This window comes from Serratia sp. Z4 (assembly GCF_009900725.1).
GTDB classification, from domain to species: Bacteria; Pseudomonadota; Gammaproteobacteria; order Enterobacterales; family Enterobacteriaceae; genus Serratia; species Serratia nematodiphila.
On sequence record NZ_JAAABD010000001.1, the window covers coordinates 647,096 to 665,619 of the forward strand.

Sequence of the window (18,524 nt, forward strand, 5' to 3'; positions counted from 1 at the left end):
ATTGCGGTTAAATTGCAAATACCTATCGGTAACCAATAATAAATGGCCGCCGTTGCGGGCGGCCATCGTGCAGAAGGCGGTTACTTGATGCCCATCGCATCGCGCATGGTGAAGAACAGATCGGTCTGATCGGTCAATCCCACCACGTTGGCGGCGTGCGGGCCGTAGGCCGCGACGCGCAATTGGGTGCCGGTGTGCCCCTGCGACTCTTCTTCCGAGTTGCCGTAGCTGAGGGTCATCGGCGCGCCGTCTTTGGTGGTCAGCATCTGGGTCAGGCCCGGCGCTTTGGCGTCGGCGGCGACGATCTGGCTGGAGTGTGCATGGTCGGCGGTGACGATCACCAGCGTGTTGCCGTCGGCGCGGGCGAAGGCCAGCGCTTTTTGCACCGCTTCGTCCAGATCGACGGTTTCACCAATCTGCCCGCACGGGTTAGCGGCGTGATCCTGCTTATCGATCGACGCGCCCTCTACCTGCAGGAAGAAGCCGTTCGGGTTATCTTTCAACAGTGCGATCGCTTTTTCGGTCATCGCCGCCAGCGTTGGCGTGGCCGCGGTGCGCGCCGGGTTGTTTTCGCAGGTTACCGCCGGCTTGTCGAGGTTGCCGTGATAGCTGGCTTTCGGCCCCAGCCAGCGCACCGGCATGTTGCCGTCGGCGAACAGACCCAGCAGCGGTTTTTGCTGGTTGGCCAGCGTAACGGCCTGCAGCTCATCCGCGTTGCTCACCCACTGGTAACCTTGCGCCGCCGCCTGATCTTTCAGCGATTTTCCTCGCCATTCGCCGCTTTTCGCCAGCTGGTTGAAGGACTTCGCGCCGCCGCCCAGCGTGACGTCGGCGCGGGTTTTCAGCAACTGCTCGGTGATGGAGCCGCGGCCGCCGTTTTCCAGCGCGTTAGCGGCGCATTTCTCGCTGGTTTCCTCCGGGCCGTAGCATTTGCGCGAGGTGACGTGCGACACCAGCGCCGCCGGCGTAGCGTCTTGCAACTCGGCAGTGGAGACGTTGCCGGTGGCCTTGCCGGCCGCCTTGGCGATCTCCAGCAGCGTCGGCTGATCTTTGCCGTTCACGTCCACGCCGAGCGCGCCGTTATAGGTTTTCACCCCGGTGGTCCAGGCGGTGGCGGAGGCGGCGGAATCGGTCACGTAATCCGGCTTGTGGGTTTTCTTGTCCAGCGAGTAGTGGGTGTATTGCCCGGTCAGCGGCAGGGCGTCGATGCCCTTGAAGTAACCGCCTGCGCCTTCAGCGTAGTTGCGCGCGGCGGTGATCTCGGAATCCCCCATGCCGTCGCCGATCAGCAGAATCACGTTTTTCGCTGTTTTGTCCGACAGCGACGCCTTCAGCGCGGCGGTCTGATCGCCGGCCAGACGACGGGCGCCGCCCGGTTCGGCGAGGTTGCCGCGCGCGGCGCGTTCGGTCAGGCCATCGGCATTGGCCGAGGTTTCCGCCGCGATGGCGGAGGAACAGAGCAGGGCGGACAGCACGGCGCCGGCGATCAGGGATACAGCAGGTTGCATGGGGTAAGCTCCTTGTCGTAATACAACAATGTAAATAACATCAAATTGTTACGAAAGGAGAGTAGAGCAGAGGGATGACAATTTTATGACAATGAAAGACGGGATGGCCCGGCGGCCACCCCGTTTGACAATCAGGCCGCGCGCGCCGGAATAGCCAGCCCGCGCTGCACCGCCGGCCGCGCCAGACCGCGCTCCAGCCACTGCGCGACGCGCGGGAAACTGTCGAACGCCACCAGTTCGCGCGCCTCATAGAAGCCGATCAGGTTACGCACCCAGCCCAGCAGCGAAATATCGGCGATGGTGTAGTCCGCACCCATGATCCAGTCGCGGCCTTCAAGGCGCGTTTCCAATACGCCGAGCAGGCGTTTCGATTCGTTTTTGTAACGCTCCAGCGGCCGCTTGTCTTCATATTCGCGCCCGGCAAACTTGTGGAAGAAACCGAGCTGGCCGAACATTGGGCCGACGGCGGCCATCTGGAAGAACACCCACTGAATGGTTTCGTAACGCTGCGCCGGATCCTGCGGCAGGAAACGGCCGCTCTTTTCCGCCAGGTAGAGCAGAATGGCGCCGGATTCGAACAGCGGCAGCGGCCGGCCGCCGGGGCCGTCGGGATCGATGATCGCCGGGATCTTGCCGTTCGGGTTCAGCGCCAGGAATTCCGGCGTCCAGGTCTCGTTGTTGCCGATGTCGATCAGGTGCGCTTCATAAGGCAGGCCGATCTCTTCCAGCATGATGGACACTTTGACGCCGTTCGGCGTCGGCAGAGAGTAGAGCTGCAGCCGTTCCGGGTGCTGAGCCGGCCAGCGTTTGACGATCGGGAATTGGGTGGAATCGAGCATGGAAACTCCTCGGGTTGGCGGGGTTGCTTAAGCGTACCCCTTGAGTATTGCAGTAAAACTACCCCGCCGCCGGGTTACACCGTGAGGTCAAAATGTGCGGCCAGCGCTTTTTTACCGGCGGGGGGCAGCTGCAGTTCGCGGCTGTCGAGCCGGCGGACGATCCAGCCGCGTTGGATAAAGGCGGCTAACAGCGCGGCGCCCAGCGCGCCACCGAGGTGAGAGCGGCGTTCGCTCCAGTCCAGGCAGCCGCAGGCGAAGCGGCGGCGGGTGGGAGCGGGGGAGCAATCGACGCCCAGCCGCGCCAGCGCGGCCTGACCGATGTCGCTTAACCGGTAGTCTTCCTCGCCGGTCAGCCAGTTCAGCGCATGCAGCCGATCGTGCAGCTTCACCGCCACCTCGCCCGCCATATGGTCGTAACAGGTGCGAGCATATTGCAGCGAGGTGGGCGTGCTGCTTTTCACCGACGGGCGCGGCACGCCCGCCAGCGCCATCAGACCCTCCAGCGCTGCGGCCACCGGTTGCCCGGCCAGCCGAAAATAGCGATAGCGCCCCTGTTTGACGCAGGCAATCAGCCGCTGCTCCAGCAGCTTCGCCAGATGTGCGCTGGCGGTAGACGGGGCGACCTCGACCGCCGCGCTGAGCTCGGTGGCGGTGTAGGCGCGCCCATCCATCAACAGGCACAGCATGCGCGCCCGGGTGCGGTCGGCGATGGCGGCGCTCAGCGCCGCTAAACGATCTTCTATCTCGATGTTATGCATACTTCGAGGTTAGACGAAGTATGACGGCGCGTCCATCGCTAGCCTGTAGCTATCGCAGTCTGGTGCTGTGCGTCCGTGTCCGCTGGATATTGATGAGCGGGCGTTGAAATCGGTGCAGTGGCGCCGTTCACTGAATGCGCGCGTGCCGGAATTTTACCGTTGAGAGGAGACGAGGATGATTGCCGTGATTTTTGAACTGCAGGCCGCCGACGGGCTGCGCGATACCTACCTGACGTTGGCGGCGGAGCTGAAGCCGCTGCTGGCGCAGATCGATGGATTCATTTCCATCGAGCGGTTTCAAAGCCTGGCCGATCCTGCGCGCCTGCTGTCGCTCTCCTTCTGGCGCGACGAGGCGGCGGTGCAGCAGTGGCGCAATCTCGAGCAGCACCGGGCGGCGCAGGCGCGCGGCCGTGGCGAAGTGCTGGCGCAGTATCGGCTGCGGGTGGCGGAGGTGGTGCGGGACTACGGGCTGGAAAGTCGCGACCAGGTGCCGCAGGATAGCCGTTGTTATCACCGTACCTGAGAAAAAGCCCGCCGCCGGCGGGCTTTCACCCGCTATTTCGCCTCGCTGCCCACCTTCATCGCCCCGGCGTAGCTGGCGCCCATCCCCCAGGCGGCGCCGTGGTCGCGAGCGATCTGCAATACGCCCCCCGCCGTGGCTTTACGGCTCCAGTCCTGCTGCCATTCCAGCATCAACGCTACCCAGTTGATGGGCGTGGCGCCCGCCTGAACCAGACGCTGCATGGCGTTGTTTTGGCTGTCTGGCGTAATGTCGCCGGTGACGTCCGACAGGATATAAACCTCATAACCCTCGCCCAGGGCGGACAGCGCCGGCAGCATCACGCAGCTGGCGGTCCACAGCCCGCCGATGATGATTTTCTTGCGGCCGGATTGTTTGATCAGATCCACCACGCGCCGATCCTGCCAGACGTTGATGGCGGTGCGGTCGTACACCTGCAGGTCCGGGCGCGCCTGCGTCACCTGCTGGAATACCGGCCCGGCGAAGCTTTTGGCGTTGGCCGAGGCCAGAATGGTCGGCACGTTGAACACTTTGGCGGCCTTGGCGATGCCGGCGGCGTTATTCACCAGATTGGTTTGATCGATAGAGGAAATGGTCATGCCGAACATGTCCTGCAGATCGACCAACAGCAACAGGCTGTTGTCGGCGGTCAGCGGCTGCACATAACCCGCCTGGCGGCTATCGGCGGCGGGGGATTGCGCCAGCGCGGCGACGGGGGCGGTGGCGGCGCTCAGGCCGAGCATCAGGGCGAACAGGGTCTTTTTCATTATTAACTCCATTATTATCAGTAGATTAAATTCACTTACCACTCAGGGAAGCGGTTGGATAAAGTCTACTTAGGTTGTTGGGGTTAATAATCTGTGTTTTATTGAATTTATAATTAACTATCAGGACATAATATGGACGTGCTACTGACGATGCGCGCCTTTCGCCGCGTGGTTGAGCGCAACAGTTTCTATAAGGCGGCGGAGGATCTGGCGATCACGCCGGCGGCGTTGAGCAAGCAGATTAAGCAGTTGGAAAGTCGGTTGGGGACGCTGTTGCTCGTGCGCACCACCCGCAGCATGAGCCTGACCGAAGCCGGGCAGATCTATTACCAGGAAGCCTGTCGGTTGCTCGGCGAGTTCGACGCGCTGGAACAGACGGTTGCCGCCAGCGCGCAGCAGGTCTCCGGCACGCTGCGGGTCAATGCGCCGCTCTCATTCGGCCTGACGGTGCTGTCGCCGCTGTTGCCGCTGTTTATGCAACGTTACCCGCAGTTGCAGGTGGAACTGACGCTGGACGACAGGGTATTGGACGTAGTGGCGGCTGGTTTCGATATTTCCTTGCGCATTCGCCGACGGCTGCCGGACTCTTCCCTCAGCGCCCGGGCGCTGGGTGAAGTGCACCAGCGAATTTGCGCCGCGCCCGGCTATTTGGCGCAGCACGGCATGCCGCAAACGCCGAATGAATTACAGCGACACAGCTGTCTGGCCTATTCCCTGGCGGAAAGGCCGGGGCAGTGGCAGTTCACCGCCGGCGAGGAGAGCCTGAGCGTGGCGTTCACGCCCCGGTTGATCGCCAACAACAGCCTGATGCTGCGGGATATGTTGGTGGCGGGATTGGGCATCGGTTCGCTGCCGTCGTTCGTGGCGGATCCCGAGATCGCCGCCGGCAGGCTGGTGCGGCTGTTCCCTGAACAGATTGCCGAAGTGCATCAGGTCTTCGCGGTTTACCCGACGCGCCGGCATGTGCAGCAGAAAGTGAGTTTATTCACCGAGTTTGTGCGAGAGCATGGATTGATGACGGCGAATTGACAACGGCGTACGGTTGTCATATTCATTAGCTATGAAAAAATCCTACCGCCTATTCGCGCAAATTATTATCACCCTTCTCCAGAGGGTGGGGTAGCGCGTGTGTCGCCAATAAAAACCCGCCGGCAGGCGGGTTTTTTTATCCCCTTCCGGCAACGACCGGAGAACGTTATGCAAACCCATCCTGCAACCCGTTTGCACTGAGCGAGGCGGAGTTTGAGCACCTGGCGCAGTATTTTGTTCCCCCGGCGGAAGAGGAAGGGATGACTATCTTGCGTTATGGCGAGCGGGACTGAAAACCGGCGCCATGACGGCGCCGGCAACAGGGTTAGGCTTCGGCGTTAAACGCGTTGTGGAAGGTGACCTCCGCGCACGGCAGCGCGCCCTGGAAGGCGACGGCGCGGAAGTAGTCTTGCGGCACGCCCGGCAGGGTCAGCGCGCTCTGCGCCTGGAAGCCGAAACGGCCGTAATAGCTCGGATCGCCCAGCACCACGCAGCCTGCGGCGCCACGCTCCTGCAGCTCGGCCAGCAGCCGGCGAATAAGCCGGCTGCCGATCCCCTGGTTCTGACAGGCCGGCAGCACCGATACCGGCGCCAGCCCGTACCAACCGACGGCGCCGGTGCTGAGTGCGACCGGCGAGACGGACGCGTGCCCGATCGGTGTGCCATTGCGTTCGGCGACCAGCGACAGGGTGAGGGCTCCCGCCGCGCGCAGCGCATTGACGATAAACTGCTCGGTGTGGCTGCTGTGTTCGGCGTGCAGGAATGCGGCGGCGGTCAGGGTGGCGATGGTGCCGACGTCGGCCGGCGTTTCGTGGCGTAACGTGATGTTCATGGTTGTATCCTGATTCAATAACGCTGTGCCGACCGGGCTGCCTGCCCGGCCGGTATCGATGATTAACGGTTATCCAGCTGCGCCCGCACGGCCTTGAGCCCGGCGAAGGTGACGCGATAAGGGCGCCCCTGGCGAGAGAGGATCAGGCGTTTGGTTTTGAGCTTGGTGAAAACGGCCAGCGAGCAGTCGGCCAGGCCGAGCCCTTCGCGGGTGTAGCATTCGACGTGGGTGACGCGACCGGCGTCGTTGCGGGTGAAGGCGATATAGCCGCCTTTGGCCAACACGTGCAGCACGCGTTGTTCCGCTTTGGAAATGTTCATGTTGGGAGATCCTGTAATAACCCCAGATACGCGCATCCCCGCGCAAACGCGCGTCGGATACGTCAGAGTCCCTCGCCATGCGGCAAGGAAGCGACTATCGGGTGGTTACAATCTCCAACATACAGGCCTCGGGCAGTGAAAAACGCCAGGACGGCGTTTAAGCGCAGTTAATGTAGCCAATGGCCGGTTGGCTGTCAATTTGCCGGCGACGCGGGCCGCCGGCGCAAGGCCAATCAGAAAGGTTTGGTCGGCAGGTATTTGCCGTCCAGGGTGATTACCGCACGTTCGCCGCCGTCCGGATCGGCGACCTTCTTGATATCCAGCTTGAAGTTGATGGCGCTGATGATGCCGTCGCCAAACTGCTCGTGCACCAGCGCTTTCAGCGTGGAGCCGTAGACCTGCAGCATTTCATAGAAACGATAAATGGTCGGGTCGGTCGGCACGCCGCCGGGAATGCTGCCGCGCAGCGGGATGGTTTGCAGCAACTGCACCGCTTCTTCATCCAGCCCCAGCTTGGCCGCCACGGTGCGCGCTGCCGGTTCCGGCAGCGCATGCTGCCCGAGCAGGGCGGCGGTGATAAACGCCAGGCTGAGGCCGGTGCCCTCGGCCAGCGCTTCGAACGTCAGGTTATGGCGGATCTTGGCGGCCATGATGGTGTCGGTGAGCGCTTCGCGCGGGGCGGCGTTATGCAGAGAGTGTGTCATGTTGGCTCCTTTTGTTGGCTTAAAAACGGGCGATCGCCGGCGTGGCGGTCACCTCGGGATGGGTGGCGAGCGATACGAAGCGGCGGGTTTCGCCGTCCAGCGCCTCGATAGCGCCGCTGGCGATGTCATAGACCCAGCCGTGCAGCGTCAGGCGGCCCTGATCCAGCGCCAGGGCGACGGAAGGGTGCGTTTTGATGTTGTTGAGTTGGGCGATGACGTTCTCGCGCACCATCGACGCGACCCGGGCCTCGTCGGAGACATGCGGATAAGCCTGATTGACCGCCTTGGCGGAATCGGCGTAACGCAGCCAGCCGGCGACCATCGGCAGGTGATCCAGACACTGACAGGTGGCGATGGCGGTCATTGCGCCGCAGTCGGAATGGCCGCAGATCACGATATCTTCCACGCCCAGCGCGGCGACCGCGTACTCGACCGAGGCGGTCACCCCGCCGGGTTCGGGGCCGAAAGAAGGCACGATGTTACCGGCATTGCGGATAACGAACAGATCGCCCGGCTCACGCTGGGTGACCAGCTCGGGCACCAGGCGGCTGTCGGAACACGAGATAAACAGCGTACGCGGATTTTGGCGGGTCGCCAGCCGCTGAAACAGCGCCGTGCGTTCAACAAAGGCTTCGCGCTGGAACTTCAGGAAGCCCTCAATCACCTCTTTCATTGTTTTTCTCCCTGGGGGGTAAGCGATGACGGCATGATGAACGCTTCTGGCTATAGGGTCTAAGACCCATTTATAATGATGGCTATAGGTATTACTAATAGTTGGGGCGCTATGCTGCTGCGACATATCCGTTATTTTCTGGCCGTGGCCGAACAGGGCAATTTCACCCGAGCCGCCGAAGCGCTGCACGTCTCGCAACCGACCTTGTCGCAGCAGATCAAACAGCTGGAGGATGCGCTGGGAGCGCCGCTGTTCGATCGCAGCGGCAGAAGGGTGCAGCTGACCGACGCCGGTGAGGCCTGGATGCGCTATGCGCGCCTGGCGCTGCAGGATCTGGACGCCGGCGCGCGGGCGATCCATGACGTGGCGACGCTGGCGCGCGGCCATCTGCGGCTGGCGATGACGCCAACCTTCACCGCCTATCTGGTGGGGCCGACGATCGATGCGTTCTACCGCCGCTACCCGGGGATTACGCTGAGCATTGAGGAGATGGCGCAAGAGCGGATTGAGGCGCTGCTGGCGCAGGATCGGCTGGATCTGGGCATCGCCTTTGAGATGGCGCAGTCGGTGGAGGTGGAAGCGACGCCGTTGTTCAGTGAGACGCTGGAGCTGATGGTCGGCGCCGAACATCCCCTGGCGGCGCGGCGCCGGCCGCTGACGCTGGCGGAATGGCGGCATCTGCCGCTGGCCTTGCTGAGCGGCGATTTCGCCACGCGCCAGTTTATCGATCGCTACTGCACGCAGCTCGGTTTCCGGCCGCTGGTGGCGGTGGAGGCCAATGCGTTGGGCGCTATCGTCGAGATCGTGCGGCGCGGGCAGCTCGCCACGCTGTTGCCGGCCGCCATTGCACGCGAGAACCGGCAGTTGAAAAAAGTGGCGCTGGACAACGCCATGCCGGCTCGGCAGGCGGTGTTGCTGCAGCGCCAAGGCGCTTACCGCAGCGCCGCCGCACAGGCATTTATCGCCGTTTTGCAGCAACAGGGCGTTACGCCAACGCCCCCCAGCGCTGCGTCATCCCCAGCAGATGCACCAGCCCGAAGCCGAGGCAAATCAGCGAGCTGACGATGATAAAGCGTTGGCTGCGGCCGGTGTCGCGCAGGGCGAAAGGGCCGGCGACGCCGCGCAGCAGGTAGATAAAGGTGATGATAAACAGCGCGGGCCGCAGCAGCGGCAGCGGCGCGATCAGGCCCGCGCCGGACAGCGCATACAGCGCCCAAATAAACAGCACCAGCGCGATACCGGCGGTGACGACGGCCGGGAACTTTTTACCCGCTTCCGCCGCCTTAATGAAGCGATCGCCGGCGCCGCACAGCCGATAGCCGCGCGGCCCGGCGGTGATCACCCAAATATGCAGCAGGGCGGCGATGGCGCTCAGCGCAGCGCCGATCAGCAGCGCGGTGTTATAGAGGTGTGGCATGGTTCAGCATCCTTGTCATCAACATGTCTGGCATCAAGCGTAGACCAGAATGGGTAAGTCAGGCCGGGGGGAGCTCAACGGCCGACATTTGCAGCGCTTCTTCAGGCACCACGCGGGCCTGCGCATCGATAAATGCCAGCTGCACCGGCAGCCCGCTGTGTTTATCCACCAGTTGAACGTGGGGGGTGTCATGCAGAATATGCCGGTGGCCCCATGCCATCAGCGCAACCAGGATGGGCCCCAGGCTGCGCCCCTTGTCCGTCAAGACATATTCATGTCGCTCACGCTCGCCCGGCTCCCGGTAAGCGCGTTTGGCCAACAGTTCTTGTTCTACCATGGCATTCAGACGGTTGCTCAGCGCCTGGCGCGAAGCGCCGATATTCTCGCGCAGCTCTTCAAAACGGCGAACGCCGTAGAATGATTCGCGCAGGATCAGCAACGTCCAGCGATCGCCAAGCAGGTCCGCGGCCTGCGCCAGCCCGCACAGGGCAAGAGAAACGGTAGGGAGATCGGGAGATTTTGACATGGGCATTTTCCTTCGCTAGTCTAAGTCTTATTTTTAGACTTATCTATATTCAAGGAGAGTATAATGCCATTTGTTAATGTGCAAACGGTGAAAGGCATGCTGGATGAACGGCAAAAAAGCGAATTGCTGTCCCGCATTACCGATCTGTTGGTGGAGATAGAAGGGCGAGGCGATCCGGCGTTCAGACAGTCGGTTTGGGTCAGAATCGATGAACATGCGCCCGAACAATGGAGCCTGGGCGGTGTGCAGCCGACGGCGGCGATGATTGCCGCGAAGTTCCCGCCGCGTTAATTCAACTATGCCGCCTGCGAAAAGGATAGGATGCCGCAGGCGCTCAAAAAGTCACCGAAACTTCCCGCGATCTCTGCACCCCGTTGTGGCATAATGCGCGCCAAATCACATTCCCTATGTATAAAGAGCGAGCGCTGTGTTAAGCACTAACAACATCACCATGCAGTTCGGCAGCAAGCCGTTGTTTGAAAACATCTCTGTCAAATTCGGCGGCGGCAACCGTTACGGCCTGATCGGCGCCAACGGCTGCGGCAAGTCCACCTTTATGAAAATCCTCGGCGGCGATCTGGCGCCGAGCGGCGGCAACGTGTTCCTCGATCCGAACGAGCGCCTGGGTAAACTGCGTCAGGATCAGTTCGCCTTCGAGCAGTACAGCGTGCTGGATACCGTGATCATGGGCCACACCGAACTGTGGGCGGTGAAGGAAGAGCGCGACCGCATCTACGCATTGGCGGAGATGAGCGAAGAAGACGGCTATAAAGTGGCCGATCTGGAAGTGGCCTACGGCGAAATGGACGGCTACAGCGCCGAAGCGCGCGCCGGCGAACTGTTGCTCGGCGTGGGTATTCCGGTGGAGCAGCACTACGGCCCGATGAGCGAAATCGCGCCAGGCTGGAAACTGCGCGTGTTGCTGGCGCAGGCGCTGTTCTCCGATCCGGAAATCCTGCTGCTCGACGAACCGACCAACAACCTGGACATCGACACCATTCGCTGGCTGGAAAACGTGCTCAACGAGCGCAACAGCACCATGATCATCATTTCGCACGACCGTCACTTCCTGAACATGGTCTGCACCCACATGGCGGATCTGGACTACGGCGAACTGCGCGTTTATCCGGGCAATTACGACGAATACATGACAGCCGCCACCCAGGCGCGCGAGCGTCTGCTGGCGGACAACGCCAAGAAGAAGGCGCAGATCAGCGAGCTGCAATCGTTCGTCAGCCGCTTCAGCGCCAACGCCTCCAAATCCAAGCAGGCCACCTCCCGCGCCCGCCAGATCGACAAGATCCAGCTGGAAGAGGTGAAAGCCTCCAGCCGCCAGAACCCGTTCATCCGTTTCGAACAGGACAAGAAGCTGTTCCGTAACGCGCTGGAAGTGGAAGCGCTCACCAAGGGCTTCGACGAAGGCCCGTTGTTCAGCAAGCTGAACCTGATGGTGGAAGTGGGCGAGAAGGTCGCGGTGCTGGGCGCCAACGGCATCGGTAAAACCACCCTGCTGAAAACGCTGGTGGGCGACGCGCAGCCGGACAGCGGTACCGTGAAGTGGTCGGAAAACGCCCGTATCGGTTACTACGCGCAGGATCACGAATACGAGTTCGACGACACCCTGAGCGTGTTCGACTGGATGAGCCAGTGGAAGCAGGAAAAAGACGACGAGCAGGCGGTGCGCAGCGTGCTGGGCCGTCTGCTGTTCAGCCAGGACGACATCAAGAAGAAAGTGAAGGTGCTGTCCGGTGGCGAGAAGGGCCGCATGCTGTTCGGCAAGCTGATGATGCAACGCCCGAATATTCTGGTGATGGACGAACCGACCAACCACCTGGATATGGAATCCATCGAATCGCTGAACATGGCGCTGGAGATGTACGAAGGCACGCTGATCTTCGTCTCCCACGACCGTGAGTTCGTCAGCTCGCTGGCGACGCGCATTCTGGAAATCACCCCGAACAAGGTGATCGACTTTACCGGCAACTACGAAGACTATCTGCGCAGCCAGGGCATCGTGTAACCCTCGCGGCAACGCATCAGGGCGGGAATTATCCCGCCCTTTTTTTATCCGTCATTCCCCGCCGCACACCTCGCAGTGCGGATCCTTCGGTAGTTTCATCTCGCGGAACTGCATGCTCATCGCATCGAACATCAACAGCTTGCCGCGCAGCGGTTGACTGTACATTTTTCATAGTAAGCTAAGTGCCTCAGTCCCCTTGGCGTTATACAAAGGATTTACGTAAGGCAATGTTTTACAAACTTTGCGCTTTTGCGATAAGACGCTCAGATGTAGCCTGCACGTTCAAACAGCCGGCTAGATCAGCTCTTCTGAGATCAATATGCAATCGCCATAGCAATTAAATTTATCGAAGTCCTGTAATCCAAGATAGGTGTTGAAACTTAATCCCTCCCCATGTTTGGCTGCCTGTTGAGATGTAATGCTGCAAGCCAGCGATAATGCCAGCAGAGTTTCATTCCAGTATGGCCGTTTCATGCCATGTCGCGAAATATGCGATGCGGAGCGAACACGCGACAAGCGTTGAGGCCGCAAAATGCATGATTTATGGACTTCAACATCATCCGAGTCGTCAACCAACAGGATCCGATAAACCTGTGTTTGAGACAACTTTTTGATGATGGTCGATGCAAAATCACTGAAGCCAATGATAATAAACGTATCCCCTTTTTCGGCCCGCCCAGGCAGCTCCCGGATGACCTGAATATCGGCCAAGAGAGGGAAGTGGTCTATCATCCGGTTGGCATAAGCATTATTCTGTACCACCGCATAAACATTTCCACCCTGACAATTAATAATGCTGTCATCAATGCAATAGGCCATCAAGGCGGCATCATCTTTCTGATATTTCATTACCTCGACTCGGTTAACTTTGTTAGATTCGCCAAACTCACACGCTGTCGAGGCCGGTAATATCAGGGGTATGGATTGTCGGAGATATAACGGTAATGCCGCCAACGCGGCAAAACTGGAAAAATGGCCGACAACCACGTCTGCGCCCCATTCAATTAGCTCAATAGCGGCACGCTCTCCTCCTGCCGACGATTTTTCGTCGTTGACAATTTTCAACGTGTTTTTTTTGAACTCAGGAAAATGCTTGAGGCTATAATTAATAGCCTCAATAAAGGTTCGTGTATGGCTGTTGGCGTCTTTCCCTAACGCTATCGCCAGTCCGATCTTTTTCATCGTGTCGTCACAATCACCTGTTGGCTGTAGTTCATCGCTTTCTGTTCTGTCTCCTGGCGACTGTCGCCCTTAACGCCCAGGAAACCGATAATATCGTTCCCCAACGGCGGCCGTTTGATGACGCTGCCGAGTGGTGAAATGATTTTCAGCATGAAGGTGTTCGGATCCTGCGTAATGTGTTCAGGGACACTGATGATGTCGATCCGCCCAGGCGAGGAGATCAGGCAAAGCGCAAACGTGTGTTTACCGGTTGGCGAATAACACAGGTAGTCCGGTTTCTGCCCAATCGCCATATCAATGACCGCTTTGATAGGGCAATAGCCGGCGGAGATGCGGGCCATAAAATCGAGGCCGCCGCCGCCAGGCCGGGCGGCAATCTCAACGATGTAGGGTTTACCCTGATGGAACCGGATCTCTGCGTGCATCACGCTGCGCGTCAGCCCCTGCGCCACGGCACCGGCATGCACCACGTCATGCACGCGTTGCAGATCCAGACCATCAAGATCGGTCGGCGTGTGATGGACATCATCATCAAACGAGTTCCCTTCCAGGGTGACACGATCGACGATGGAGCCCAGCACCGTGACGCCGTCCCAGGAATAGGCCTCGATCAGAAATTCACGTCCATCCAGATACGACTCGACCAGCAGCGAGTTGGGGCCCAGTACGTCAGTGATCCCTTCATTTTTGAACTGGCTCATTTCTGATATGCCGATCAGGGCTTTAGGGAAGAACTCCGCCATTTGTTCAGGCGTGTCGACGCGGTAGACAAACTGGCTGGCCGAACCCAGTGTGGGTTTGAGGATCACCGGATAACCGAGGGTCGCCGCCGCCTCCAGCGCTTCAGGCAGCGTCGGTGTCAGCCGAAATTCCGGGTGAGGTGCCTGACCGGCGCGGTGGGCTTCACGCATGGCAAGTTTGTTGCGGCTTTTTACCGCCGCCTCAACCGGGATGCTCGGCAGCTGCAGGGCGTCGGCGATCATGGCCGTGGCGATCACGCTGTTCTCCGCGAAGGTGAACACCCCGTCAAAGTGAAAATCCCGATGCAGCTGTATGGCCAGCGTGGTCAAATCGTTGATATCCATACTGTCGGAAACGAAGAATCGCCCGGCATGCCAGTGATCGCTATCAGCCAGCCCGGACAGGACATACAGCTCAATACCGTGCTGTTCCACCTGTTGGTAGCGCGAATTGTAGTAATCGCCAAATTGCCCGACTTCAATCGCCAATAATTTCATTTTGTTTTTCCTTTAAAGACCAGGGTTGATGCCAAAAGCGCCAGGAAGACCACAGCCAGCGCCAACGCCACATATCCGGCCAGGACAGTGGTGCTATCGACCAGCTCGCCAATGGCGTAGGTCAGTACGACGGCTGACGTCAGCCCAATTGCGTTGCTGAAGCCGAAGAAACGGCCGGTGTAATGGGAAGGAATGGTGTTGAACATCAGCGTGCGGCACGAGATACGCGCCAGGCCAAAACACACGGCACCAAGCGGGAAGAAGACCATCAGCCACGGCAACGTAAATTGCGGCTGCAGGGCAATAAATGCCGCATTCGCCACGTAGCCGAACATGACAATCGTCAGTAAGGAAAAACGCTTCTGCAGGAACGGTGTCATGGCGGCGGCGATGGCTACCCCTACGCCGGCCAGTGCATCAACCACACCCAGAACGCCGGCGCCGGAGGCAAAATGTTTGGTGACCAACAGCACCAACAGCATATTGCTGACCGTCACGATGATGTTGCCGACGCCATACAGCAGCATCAGCCAGGGTTTTCTCACGGCGGGCAAGGTAGTTGCCGGCACTGGTTCGGAGGCGGTGTCGCCTTCGGGCACTTCATCTGATCCCTGTACACGCGGCGTCAGCATGAAAAACAGCGCCGCACTGGCGATGAAGGTGATGGCGTTCAGCACAAACACGAAATCCACACCAATCAGCTGGATCAGAAACCCGCCGATCGCCACCGATGTCAAAGCACCAATTTGCACTGCCATTTCGAGTTTGGCATTGAATGCAGCCATTCTGCCCGACTCTACCGAATCCTTGATGATGGCGTTATTGGCCGGGAAGAACATAGCCATGGTCATGGACAGCATAAAGCTGCAGACAAAGATGACCATCGAGGGATCGGTGAATGTATTGATACCGGCCAAAACGCCAATGACGATAGCCGCGTTGACCACGTTGGTAATGATGCAGATCTTCTTTCTGTCGTAGGTATCGGACAACTTGCCGAACAACACCGAGAAAAAGGCTTGCGGCAGCGCGATCAGAATGAACAGTGTGCCCACGGCTTTCGCCGTTCCCATGCTCTGTGAAATGATCAGCGCGTTGGCGATGGTGAGTATACCGCTCCCCAGAGTGGAAACCAGCGACGCGGCAAGGATTAGATTTTCGTTTCTTTTGCTGATCTGGCGGGTTGTCACGTTCAGCAAAATGGTTTCATTACTCATTCGTTAACTCCGTGAATGGCATACTGGCTGATCTGCTCGGACAGCGCCGGGGCGATCTTAAAAATAGAGGCATCGCACGCTTCAACGGCGATGCATCCGGTGACATCGTGCCGGCCCCAGTAAGCAGTGCCTTGCCGTTTTTCAGCCGGCAATTCAAAGTAGGGCGACACGACGACATCCACCTGGTCATATTTAACGCGTAGTCGGTCAAGTAAATACCGCTTACACACCTGCAGGTCGTGACTGTCTGGCGGCATCGAGTAGGAAAATCGACTGGCGCTCACTTTAAGCACCCGACGTTCCGGCGACGGTACACACCATGATCGCTGTTCATCTCCCATCGTCAGCACCGGCTTTAACAAACACGCACGGGGATCGTTGAGGTGCACGTCAAGGTGAACCTGATATTGCGGCGCCGGAGCGACGCCTGACCGGCCAATGTGTCGGGTGAGAGGGCGGCTCGCCGTGCAAATCACCGCCGTGTAGCTTTTACGCTCACCGTTAACGCTAAAATGCCTCCCCTCCCGAATGGTGCCGAGATCTACGCGCGTATGCGGTTTCAACGCGATGCTGCCCGTGTTTGCCAGCGCTTGGCACAAATGTGCATATACCTTTTGTGCATCGAGAAGAATGGCGTCATGGCCGACGAAGAGCCGTCGATTAGAACTGTGCATGCGCAACAGGCTGCTCTGTGTCGACAACACGGGATCCTGGATGTCATAACCTATCGCCAGCGCGTCATACAGCTGCGCCAAACGACGACAATCGGCGTCATCCACCACACGAATGGATTGCGTCTGACAACCGACTGCATCGCTGCCTGCGCCGATGAGTTGGCGCCAGAAAGCAAGCGAGTGCGCAGCCAGCGGTTGCAACGCGGCATTGTTTTCGTGCGCGTGTTTCCACAGACGGCCATGTGCCCACGACAGATTGGCAGCGTTCGGAATGGCGGCGGCGTCATACAGCTCAACGCTTGCGCCCTTACGGGCGCAAGCCAGCGCAGTCATGACGCCGGTAATGCCGGCTCCGATGATGGCGATGTTAGGACGCATATGACCCACTGTTGGTGAATGTGGCGATCGGCGGCAGTTCAGGCAAGGCCCATTGTTCACTGCCGTTCAGCGGATTGGCATTCACGATAGCGTGGTGAAGGTCAATCATAATCAACCCCAAGCCGTCGACGAGGACCCGTAACTGTTGATTAATTGCCTTCAGGCTGATATCGCTTTCTTCCGCAACCAGCTCCTGCAAGCGCCCAATATGGTGCAGGCACCAGTCAGCCAATCGGCTTTGACTGAACGTCTCGAGACGACAGGGCAGAGCCAGGCGCTGACGCATGGTGTCGACCAGCAGAGGAGTATTGGCCTCATCGTCATTCTGGCGCAATTCCCAGCGTTGCGTGGCGTATGCACGGGCAAGCGCATTCCAGGCGGAAATCAGTCGTTCGTTAAGGATTTGACTGAGGGCATCTCGGCTGAAATTGTTCCGGTTGTGTTCCGGACTGGTCAGGCAAAGATAGAAACGGGCATAGTCGCGAGGCAGGGTTTTTACCAGATCGCGGGCCCAGATCAAATGGCCGCGGCTGGTCGAGAACTTGGCGTTTTCCAGCTCGTAAAACTCATTGGGCACGATGGTGTCAGGCAACAGGTACTTACCCTCATGCGCCATCAGCAAGGCAAGATGCGTCACTCCCCAAAAATAGGAGTTGTCGAAGCCGAGGAAATACGCCAGGCGATTACCTGTTTCAGCACGCCAGGTTGCATCCGTCGGCGCCGCGTTGTTTTCGCCACAGGCGTTGCAGTACATCGATGCCGGCATCCCCTCCGCCCAGGCGTTGAGCACTTGCCCCTCCGTGCCGGGAAAATGCGATGGCAATCCCCAGGCAATGGGGTAAGTGATAGGGAAATCGATCAGCTCTCGGTTGAACAGTTCCGTCATTAGCTGAAGAATGTGCGGGCGCCAGCTGCCTTTTTTCGCGGCGTAATAACGCTCCAGCTCGGCCCTGTATGCTTCTACCGGGAACACCAGGATCTCCGTTTCTCTGTACTCCAGTGATTCGTAGGGGGGCAATGTCGCCACCGGGTTTTTTAATCCATCAAAGTTGTTGGGGTGTCCGCAACTTTCACACAATCCACCGCGGGACTGCGCCAGACAGGTCGGGCATTCACCGGACACGAACGACTCCACCATAAACGTATTGCGGTGTGTCGAGTACGGCAGCCTGACGGTTTTGAGCCGGAACTTGCCCTGCTCATGTAGGGGAGACAAAAAGGCGTACACCATTTCTTTATAACCGTCGTCGAACGGGGCATAACCATCCAGCTCGACTCCCCAGTCATTCAGGCTTTGCCTGATGTCGTCGGCAGCCTGACGGCATAAATTTTCTGGAGATGTGCCCAGTTTGTAGGCGCTGGTGACAACATAGGTTTGGCTGTCATCAGTGCCGGTCGCGTAGTTGACGCGTTCTCCGGTCAGGCGCAGGTAGCGGGCGTAAATATCGCCGGCCAAGTAAGGCCCGGCCATGTGGCCAACGTGCAGATCGCCATTGGGCGTGGGCGGTGGGGCAATAACGAGCGTTTTAGACATGGTCTGACACCTGATTTTTTTGTTGATGACGTTGAGCAAAACGTGAGGACATCTCCTCATCCCACCAAATGCTGTACATTTCGAACGGCTCGGGGCTTTCATTGAGCACGCAATGCCGGGTGAATGGCGGGAATTGAACGGTGTCGCCGGCTTTAAAGCGCGTTTTTTCACCTTCGCACACAATAAATGCCTCACCTTTAATGGCGACGAATATTTCGTATTCGTGGTGTTCATGCGGAGTCGAAGACGCGCCGGGTGCAATAACGCACCATGAACTTTCAAACGGTGCGTTCAGCTCGGGCCACGGCATCAAACGCTGGGCGTGCAGATTGTTCTCGAATCGCATAGAAGTGCGATCAAGTGGTTTAAAGGAATGCATTTTTTTCCC

21 protein-coding genes and 1 pseudogene are annotated in these 18,524 nt (G+C 59.2%); 5 read left to right on the plus strand and 17 right to left on the minus strand.

The window, feature by feature from the left end; genetic code table 11:
- Nucleotides 1-80: 80 nt before the first annotated feature.
- The 3 genes from phoA to GT753_RS03240 all read right to left on the minus strand — a co-directional run bounded on the left by phoA (nucleotide 81) and on the right by GT753_RS03240 (nucleotide 3,105).
- The gene (phoA, locus tag GT753_RS03230) at nucleotides 81-1,508 is read right to left on the minus strand and encodes an alkaline phosphatase (RefSeq protein ID WP_160125259.1); all 1,428 of its coding nucleotides are present in this window, start codon (nucleotides 1,506-1,508) and stop codon (nucleotides 81-83) included.
- A 131-nt stretch (nucleotides 1,509-1,639) separates the two neighbouring features.
- Nucleotides 1,640-2,347, minus strand: a complete 708-nt coding sequence (locus GT753_RS03235; protein ID WP_004939065.1) for a glutathione S-transferase N-terminal domain-containing protein — start codon at nucleotides 2,345-2,347, stop codon at nucleotides 1,640-1,642.
- Nucleotides 2,348-2,421: 74 nt separating this feature from the next.
- Nucleotides 2,422-3,105 carry a helix-turn-helix transcriptional regulator gene (locus GT753_RS03240; protein WP_015377188.1) on the minus strand — a complete coding sequence of 228 codons (684 nt, stop codon included), beginning with the start codon at nucleotides 3,103-3,105 and terminating at the stop codon, nucleotides 2,422-2,424.
- A 175-nt stretch (nucleotides 3,106-3,280) separates the two neighbouring features.
- On the opposite strand from GT753_RS03240, the gene GT753_RS03245 reads away from it, so the two are divergent.
- Entirely contained in the window at nucleotides 3,281-3,628 is a 348-nt protein-coding gene (locus GT753_RS03245) for an antibiotic biosynthesis monooxygenase (RefSeq protein ID WP_015377189.1), read from the plus strand.
- Between the two features lie 32 nt (nucleotides 3,629-3,660).
- Here GT753_RS03245 and GT753_RS03250 read toward each other — a convergent pair whose 3' ends face one another.
- Entirely contained in the window at nucleotides 3,661-4,392 is a 732-nt protein-coding gene (locus tag GT753_RS03250; protein ID WP_015377190.1) for an isochorismatase family protein, read from the minus strand.
- A 132-nt stretch (nucleotides 4,393-4,524) separates the two neighbouring features.
- Here GT753_RS03250 and GT753_RS03255 point away from each other — a divergent pair, with 132 nt between their 5' ends.
- The gene (locus GT753_RS03255) at nucleotides 4,525-5,421 is read left to right on the plus strand and encodes a LysR family transcriptional regulator (protein ID WP_075685593.1); all 897 of its coding nucleotides are present in this window, start codon (nucleotides 4,525-4,527) and stop codon (nucleotides 5,419-5,421) included.
- A 325-nt stretch (nucleotides 5,422-5,746) separates the two neighbouring features.
- Here the strand turns inward: GT753_RS03255 and GT753_RS03260 are convergent, their stop codons facing one another.
- From GT753_RS03260 to GT753_RS03275, 4 genes are all read right to left on the minus strand, one after another.
- The gene (locus GT753_RS03260) at nucleotides 5,747-6,253 is read right to left on the minus strand and encodes a GNAT family N-acetyltransferase (protein WP_021504284.1); all 507 of its coding nucleotides are present in this window, start codon (nucleotides 6,251-6,253) and stop codon (nucleotides 5,747-5,749) included.
- 62 nt (nucleotides 6,254-6,315) lie between these two features.
- Nucleotides 6,316-6,573, minus strand: coding sequence for a YjhX family toxin (locus GT753_RS03265; RefSeq protein WP_004939031.1), 258 nt, complete (start codon nucleotides 6,571-6,573; stop codon nucleotides 6,316-6,318).
- Nucleotides 6,574-6,806: 233 nt separating this feature from the next.
- Nucleotides 6,807-7,277: a cyanase gene (gene cynS, locus GT753_RS03270; RefSeq protein ID WP_075685597.1), complete on the minus strand. Its 471-nt coding sequence runs from the start codon at nucleotides 7,275-7,277 to the stop codon at nucleotides 6,807-6,809.
- Between the two features lie 19 nt (nucleotides 7,278-7,296).
- Nucleotides 7,297-7,950, minus strand: coding sequence for a carbonic anhydrase (locus GT753_RS03275; RefSeq protein ID WP_160125260.1), 654 nt, complete (start codon nucleotides 7,948-7,950; stop codon nucleotides 7,297-7,299).
- A gap of 111 nt (nucleotides 7,951-8,061) precedes the next feature.
- Between GT753_RS03275 and cynR the strand changes: the two genes are divergently transcribed.
- Nucleotides 8,062-9,012: a transcriptional regulator CynR gene (cynR, locus tag GT753_RS03280; RefSeq protein ID WP_015377195.1), complete on the plus strand. Its 951-nt coding sequence runs from the start codon at nucleotides 8,062-8,064 to the stop codon at nucleotides 9,010-9,012.
- Here the strand turns inward: cynR and GT753_RS03285 are convergent.
- Nucleotides 8,936-9,367, minus strand: coding sequence for a hypothetical protein (locus GT753_RS03285; RefSeq protein ID WP_015377196.1), 432 nt, complete (start codon nucleotides 9,365-9,367; stop codon nucleotides 8,936-8,938). The genes cynR and GT753_RS03285 overlap by 77 nt on opposite strands.
- 58 nt (nucleotides 9,368-9,425) lie before the next feature.
- On the minus strand, nucleotides 9,426-9,893 hold the full coding sequence (locus GT753_RS03290) for a helix-turn-helix domain-containing protein (protein ID WP_160125261.1): 468 nt from the start codon (nucleotides 9,891-9,893) through the stop codon (nucleotides 9,426-9,428).
- A 63-nt stretch (nucleotides 9,894-9,956) separates the two neighbouring features.
- Here GT753_RS03290 and GT753_RS03295 point away from each other — a divergent pair, with 63 nt between their 5' ends.
- The gene (locus tag GT753_RS03295; protein WP_004939015.1) at nucleotides 9,957-10,184 is read left to right on the plus strand and encodes a tautomerase family protein; all 228 of its coding nucleotides are present in this window, start codon (nucleotides 9,957-9,959) and stop codon (nucleotides 10,182-10,184) included.
- Between the two features lie 136 nt (nucleotides 10,185-10,320).
- Nucleotides 10,321-11,913, plus strand: coding sequence for an ABC-F family ATPase (locus GT753_RS03300; protein WP_085336429.1), 1,593 nt, complete (start codon nucleotides 10,321-10,323; stop codon nucleotides 11,911-11,913).
- Between the two features lie 51 nt (nucleotides 11,914-11,964).
- On the opposite strand, the pseudogene GT753_RS03305 reads toward GT753_RS03300, so the two are convergent.
- The 7 genes and pseudogenes from GT753_RS03305 to GT753_RS03335 form a co-directional block, all read right to left on the minus strand.
- Nucleotides 11,965-12,075 (minus strand): annotated as a pseudogene (locus GT753_RS03305) (molybdopterin-synthase adenylyltransferase MoeB); the annotation flags it as partial.
- A 132-nt stretch (nucleotides 12,076-12,207) separates the two neighbouring features.
- Nucleotides 12,208-13,095 (minus strand): hypothetical protein, encoded by an 888-nt coding sequence (locus tag GT753_RS03310; RefSeq protein ID WP_160125262.1) that lies wholly within the window; start codon nucleotides 13,093-13,095, stop codon nucleotides 12,208-12,210.
- Nucleotides 13,092-14,333, minus strand: coding sequence for an ATP-grasp domain-containing protein (locus GT753_RS03315; RefSeq protein ID WP_015377201.1), 1,242 nt, complete (start codon nucleotides 14,331-14,333; stop codon nucleotides 13,092-13,094). Before GT753_RS03315 ends, GT753_RS03310 begins: the two co-directional genes overlap by 4 nt.
- Nucleotides 14,330-15,550 carry an MFS transporter gene (locus GT753_RS03320; protein ID WP_075686600.1) on the minus strand — a complete coding sequence of 407 codons (1,221 nt, stop codon included), beginning with the start codon at nucleotides 15,548-15,550 and terminating at the stop codon, nucleotides 14,330-14,332. Before GT753_RS03320 ends, GT753_RS03315 begins: the two co-directional genes overlap by 4 nt.
- Nucleotides 15,547-16,602: an FAD-binding oxidoreductase gene (locus GT753_RS03325; RefSeq protein ID WP_015377203.1), complete on the minus strand. Its 1,056-nt coding sequence runs from the start codon at nucleotides 16,600-16,602 to the stop codon at nucleotides 15,547-15,549. Before GT753_RS03325 ends, GT753_RS03320 begins: the two co-directional genes overlap by 4 nt.
- Nucleotides 16,592-18,136: a class I tRNA ligase family protein gene (locus GT753_RS03330; RefSeq protein WP_160125263.1), complete on the minus strand. Its 1,545-nt coding sequence runs from the start codon at nucleotides 18,134-18,136 to the stop codon at nucleotides 16,592-16,594. Before GT753_RS03330 ends, GT753_RS03325 begins: the two co-directional genes overlap by 11 nt.
- On the minus strand, nucleotides 18,129-18,515 hold the full coding sequence (locus tag GT753_RS03335; RefSeq protein WP_160125264.1) for a cupin domain-containing protein: 387 nt from the start codon (nucleotides 18,513-18,515) through the stop codon (nucleotides 18,129-18,131). Before GT753_RS03335 ends, GT753_RS03330 begins: the two co-directional genes overlap by 8 nt.
- Nucleotides 18,516-18,524 lie beyond the last annotated feature (9 nt).

Excerpts from the sequence above, each read along its gene's own strand:
- GT753_RS03295 (WP_004939015.1), top strand. The coding sequence starts at position 9,957 with ATGCCATTTGTTAATGTGCAAACGGTGAAAGGCATGCTGGATGAACGG.
- GT753_RS03275 (WP_160125260.1), bottom strand. The coding sequence starts at position 7,950 with ATGAAAGAGGTGATTGAGGGCTTCCTGAAGTTCCAGCGCGAAGCCTTT.
- GT753_RS03315 (WP_015377201.1), bottom strand. The coding sequence starts at position 14,333 with ATGAAATTATTGGCGATTGAAGTCGGGCAATTTGGCGATTACTACAAT.
- GT753_RS03265 (WP_004939031.1), bottom strand. The coding sequence starts at position 6,573 with ATGAACATTTCCAAAGCGGAACAACGCGTGCTGCACGTGTTGGCCAAA.
- GT753_RS03335 (WP_160125264.1), bottom strand. The coding sequence starts at position 18,515 with ATGCATTCCTTTAAACCACTTGATCGCACTTCTATGCGATTCGAGAAC.
- GT753_RS03325 (WP_015377203.1), bottom strand. The coding sequence starts at position 16,602 with ATGCGTCCTAACATCGCCATCATCGGAGCCGGCATTACCGGCGTCATG.
- GT753_RS03290 (WP_160125261.1), bottom strand. The coding sequence starts at position 9,893 with ATGTCAAAATCTCCCGATCTCCCTACCGTTTCTCTTGCCCTGTGCGGG.
- cynR (WP_015377195.1), top strand. The coding sequence starts at position 8,062 with ATGCTGCTGCGACATATCCGTTATTTTCTGGCCGTGGCCGAACAGGGC.
- GT753_RS03285 (WP_015377196.1), bottom strand. The coding sequence starts at position 9,367 with ATGCCACACCTCTATAACACCGCGCTGCTGATCGGCGCTGCGCTGAGC.
- GT753_RS03310 (WP_160125262.1), bottom strand. The coding sequence starts at position 13,095 with ATGAAAAAGATCGGACTGGCGATAGCGTTAGGGAAAGACGCCAACAGC.
- GT753_RS03330 (WP_160125263.1), bottom strand. The coding sequence starts at position 18,136 with ATGTCTAAAACGCTCGTTATTGCCCCACCGCCCACGCCCAATGGCGAT.
- GT753_RS03250 (WP_015377190.1), bottom strand. The coding sequence starts at position 4,392 with ATGAAAAAGACCCTGTTCGCCCTGATGCTCGGCCTGAGCGCCGCCACC.
- cynS (WP_075685597.1), bottom strand. The coding sequence starts at position 7,277 with ATGACACACTCTCTGCATAACGCCGCCCCGCGCGAAGCGCTCACCGAC.
- GT753_RS03255 (WP_075685593.1), top strand. The coding sequence starts at position 4,525 with ATGGACGTGCTACTGACGATGCGCGCCTTTCGCCGCGTGGTTGAGCGC.
- GT753_RS03320 (WP_075686600.1), bottom strand. The coding sequence starts at position 15,550 with ATGAGTAATGAAACCATTTTGCTGAACGTGACAACCCGCCAGATCAGC.
- phoA (WP_160125259.1), bottom strand. The coding sequence starts at position 1,508 with ATGCAACCTGCTGTATCCCTGATCGCCGGCGCCGTGCTGTCCGCCCTG.
- GT753_RS03260 (WP_021504284.1), bottom strand. The coding sequence starts at position 6,253 with ATGAACATCACGTTACGCCACGAAACGCCGGCCGACGTCGGCACCATC.
- GT753_RS03245 (WP_015377189.1), top strand. The coding sequence starts at position 3,281 with ATGATTGCCGTGATTTTTGAACTGCAGGCCGCCGACGGGCTGCGCGAT.
- GT753_RS03240 (WP_015377188.1), bottom strand. The coding sequence starts at position 3,105 with ATGCATAACATCGAGATAGAAGATCGTTTAGCGGCGCTGAGCGCCGCC.
- GT753_RS03235 (WP_004939065.1), bottom strand. The coding sequence starts at position 2,347 with ATGCTCGATTCCACCCAATTCCCGATCGTCAAACGCTGGCCGGCTCAG.